Origin of the sequence: Devosia sp., assembly GCF_040509215.1 — a bacterium.
Classification (GTDB): Bacteria; Pseudomonadota; Alphaproteobacteria; order Rhizobiales; family Devosiaceae; genus Devosia.
Genome location: NZ_JBEVLL010000146.1, coordinates 1 through 4,167 on the forward strand (window position 1 = coordinate 1; position 4,167 = coordinate 4,167).

The 4,167-nt window shown below is 61.8% G+C and carries 4 protein-coding genes; 1 reads left to right on the forward strand and 3 read right to left on the reverse strand.

The features are described from left to right. The 3 genes from ABW043_RS07930 to trhO all read right to left on the reverse strand — a co-directional run. Positions 1 to 1,172: GMC family oxidoreductase (locus ABW043_RS07930; RefSeq protein ID WP_353920679.1), on the reverse strand; the 1,172-nt coding region annotated here is incomplete at its 3' end. 22 nt (positions 1,173 to 1,194) lie between these two features. Beyond that, positions 1,195 to 2,124 (reverse strand): LysR family transcriptional regulator, encoded by a 930-nt coding sequence (locus ABW043_RS07935; protein WP_353920680.1) that lies wholly within the window; start codon positions 2,122 to 2,124, stop codon positions 1,195 to 1,197. An 87-nt stretch (positions 2,125 to 2,211) separates the two neighbouring features. Beyond that, a complete protein-coding gene (trhO, locus tag ABW043_RS07940; protein WP_353920681.1) occupies positions 2,212 to 3,252 on the reverse strand; it encodes an oxygen-dependent tRNA uridine(34) hydroxylase TrhO in 1,041 nt (346 codons plus the stop codon). A gap of 70 nt (positions 3,253 to 3,322) precedes the next feature. On the opposite strand from trhO, the gene ABW043_RS07945 reads away from it, so the two are divergent. Then, positions 3,323 to 4,167 (forward strand): aldo/keto reductase (locus tag ABW043_RS07945; protein ID WP_353920682.1); only part of this gene is annotated, 845 nt, incomplete at its 3' end.

Below are 4,167 nucleotides of genomic sequence, written 5' to 3' on the forward strand. Positions count from 1 at the left end.
GGGCGCAGCAGGCACGAGGTGAACGTGACGCCATAAGTGGGTTTTGCGGCCGAGACGTCGCGATCGAGATAGACGATGGGCGCGCAGTAAAGCTGGATGGTCGGACGGTCGCCGCCATCGGGGTCGAAGAACATGCAGGCTTCGATGCCGGTGGTTGTCACCGGGCCGGTATTTGTAAGCAAATATTGCAGCCCGTTGCGGATCATGTTCCAGCCGCGGTCTTGGCCAAAATAGCCGGATTTGCCCTTGGTGGTGGCGATAACCGGGACCTCGTGATGGTCCTGGAGGTTTTGGCCGACGCCGGCAATGTCGGCGACGACATTGATGCCGTGCTGGCGCAGGTGATCGGCGGGACCAATGCCCGAGAGCATCATCAGCTTGGCGCTATTGTAGGTGCCGGCACCGACCAGCACTTCGCGCTCGGCACGGACCGTGTGGGTCTCGCCATTTTTCGTATAGGCAAGGCCGGTGGCGCGGCCGTTTTCGACTAGGATTTTGTCGACGCGGGCGTCGGCAATGATGGTCAGGCGGTCGTCTGACTTCAGCGGATCGAGGAAGGCTTTTATGGCGTCCGAGCGCTCCTTGTAGCGGCCCCATTGCGCATAGGTGTGCTGCATGATGCCGACGCCGAACTGTGTGGCGCCATTAAAATCGGGATTCGGCCTGTGGCCCAGCGCTTGCGCCGCGGCGATGAAATCGTGGGTCGTGCCGGTCGTATAGCCGGGGTCGGAAACGCGGAGCGGCCCGCCGTCGCCATGAAAACGATCGTGGAGGCGATCATTGCTTTCTACGCCGGTGAAATGCGGCAGCATGCCCTCATAGGACCAGCCGGGATCATTGCCGAGGCTTTGGGCCCAGCCGTCATAATCCTCCTTCTGGCCGCGCATATAGACCATGGCATTGACCGAGGAGCCGCCGCCCAAGACTTTTGCTACCGGCACGATGGGTGCGCGGCCGCCGAGCTGGGGCTGCGGCACGGTTTTGTGCATTTCGAGGAACGTGTCCTGGCCCAGATATTTCATATAGCCGGCGGGCATCGCCATGATGCGGTTGGTGCGGGCGCGTCCGCGCTCCAGCATCAGGACGGACAGGCCGAATTCTTTCACGAGGCGCCAGGCCGTAACGGAGGCAGCGGAGCCGCCGCCGGCGATAATGAAGTCATATGTGGGCATAATATCTCCTCTTGAGAGGAGATTAGGCGGCAGTCAGCAGGTCTTCTAGTCGGCTATCGAGGATTGTGCCCACTCGCGCACATTCGACGGCAATTTCCCGGATGAAATCGACCAGCATCGGCCGCTCCAGTGCTGCGAGCGAACGCACCACCATAGCGGTGTCGCGATGGAGGGGCTCCACGTCGGCCGGCAGGATTTCAACGAGCCGCCCGGCGGCGATGTCATCGGCAACGGCCGAATTGACGAAAAAGCCGATGCCTTCGCCCTTGATGGCGAGACGCCGCGCCGGGCCGGTGGGGAGTTCGACGCTGGTCTGGGCGCGACGGGTCAGGGCGGTCGAGGCTTCGGGGGCGACCTGCCACCAGATCAGCGAGATGACGCGCGGCACGAGCGCCAGCACCTCTTCGATTTCCGGCGTGGCGCTGAGCTTTGCCGCCTTGTCGGCAGAGATCACCAGGGGGACGCGCTCGCGCATGGTGAGAAGCGGCACGAGATCGACGGCGAGCGGTTCGAGATTGGGCCAGCACAAAATACCCAGCTCAGCTTCGCGCTCATGCAGCATTTCGGCGATCTGAGCCTGTCGGCCTTCGTTCACCACCACGTCGACGGCCGGATACTTTTCCTGGAAGCGCAAGAGGCTTTCGGTGATGAGCGGGGAGACGAGGCTGCGGAGCGAAGCGATGGCGATGCGGCCGCGCTCGACCCGGCGCAGCGCTTCGCGCGCCTCCTGCGCGGTGCCGATGATGCGGCGGGCAAATGGCAAAAATGTCATGCCCTGGTCGGTGAGCGTTACCGTTCGCCCGCGGACGAAGAGGGTGACACCGAGGAGTTGTTCGAGCGCCCGCATGCGCATCGAGGCGGTGGCCTGGGTGATGTTCAGATAGGCCGCCGCCTTGGTAAAACTCTGCTCGCGAACGATGCGGTCAAAGGTGCGAAGCTGGTCGAGGTCCATAGGATTGGCTTATGCAAGAGCGGTCGATAAGCCGGAATATGGGTTTTCGCATAGAACATGTCTATGCGTTGAATGGCGCAGACGGCGTCAGTCTTCCGAATTGCGCGCCCGCGACTCCTCGGCCAGCGCCTGTTTTTGTGCCTTGGCCCTGGCGGCGATTTCGGCGACGGCATCGCCGAGATGCGCCGTGCCGCGCTTTTTGGCGAGATCCATCTGCTTTTGCCGTTCTGCGGCCGCTTCGTGCTTGGCCGTGTCATCAGCGCAATAGGGGCAGGAGAGGCCTTCGGCGAAGTCCTTGTGCTGGCGGTCGGCTTCGGTGAGCGGATGGCGGCAGGCGCGGCAGAGGGTGGCATGCCCGAGTTCGAGGCCATGGCCGACCGAGACGCGTTCGTCGAAAACGAAGCACTCGCCGGCAAAGCGGCTGTCTTCCTTCGGCGTCACTTCTAGATATTTGAGAATTCCGCCCTTGAGGTGAAACACCTCCTCAAAACCCTGGCTCAGCAAATAACTGGAGGCTTTTTCGCAGCGAATGCCGCCGGTGCAGAACATGGCGACCTTCTTGTCCCGGGCGGGATCGAGGTTTTTGGCGACGTAATCCTTGAACTCGACAAAGCTCGCGGTCTTGGGATCGAGCGCACGCTGGAAGGTGCCCAAGCCGACTTCATAGTCGTTGCGGGTATCGACGAGGACCACATCGTTGCGGTCGATCAGCTCGTTCCAGTCCTCCGGCTCGACATAGGTGCCGACCTGCTGGGAGGGATCGGCCTCGGGCGCGCGGAGGGTGACAATCTCTGGCTTTAGCCGCACCTTCATGCGGAGGAACGGCGCTTTGTCGGCAAAGGAATATTTGGTCTCCGCGCCAAGGAGGCGCATGCCGAAGGGACCGGAAACAAACAGAAAATCGGAGAGGGCGTCTATCGCGTCGGGCGTGCCGGCCACGGTGCCATTGATGCCCTCGGGCGCCAGAATCAGCGTGCCCTTGATGCCGGACGCGCAGCAGAAGGCGGCGAGCGGCGCTTTCAGCGCTTCGGCATCGGGCAGGGAGGCGAATTTGTAGATCGCCATCACCTTGTATGGATGATTGTCCTGTTGCACAGTGGTGGCAGATTTTGGATTGAGCGCGGTCATGGCGCGCTCATACCACCGGCCGGGCCCGGCGTCACGGGCGGCCGCAAGCAAGACATCGGGAGGACTATTCATGACCTATCGGGCGGATAACGCACGCTATGACACCATGCCCTATCGGCGTTCCGGCCACTCGGGCCTGAAACTGCCCGTCCTCAGCCTCGGCCTCTGGCAGAATTTTGGCGGCACGCGCGACTATCCCGGCGCCATGGACATTCTCGGCTACGCCTTCGATCAGGGAATTACCCATTTCGATCTCGCCAACAATTACGGTCCGCCGGCCGGCTCCTCGGAAGAACTGTTCGGCCAGGTGATGGCGCGCGATTTCCGCCCCTATCGCGACGAGATGATCATTTCGACCAAGGCTGGCTACAATATGTGGCCGGGCCCCTATGGCGAATTCGGCAGCCGCAAATATCTCCTGGCGAGCCTCGACCAGAGTCTGAAACGCCTTGGGCTCGACTATGTCGATATTTTTTACTCCCATCGCTTCGATCCCGAAACGCCACTTGAGGAAACCATGGGCGCGCTGGCCCATGCGGTGAAATCGGGCAAGGCGCTTTATGTCGGCATCTCGTCCTATCCCGAAAAGGAAACCCGGGAGGCGCACCGGATTCTGAAAGAGATGGGCGTGGCGACAACCATCCACCAGCCGAGCTATTCGGTGCTCAATCGCTGGATCGAAAATGACCATACGATCGATGCCTGTGGCGAATTGGGCATTGGCGTGATCGCGTTCTCACCACTGGCGCAGGGCGTGCTGTCGGGCAAATATTCATCCGGTGGCGACAAGGCCGGTACGCGCGGCGCCAATCCCAATGGCTCCCTGCGCGCCAGCCATGTCGAGCAGCGCGTGCTCGATGCCGTGGACAAGCTCGATGTGATCGCCAAAAAGCGCGGCCAGTCGCTGGTGCAATT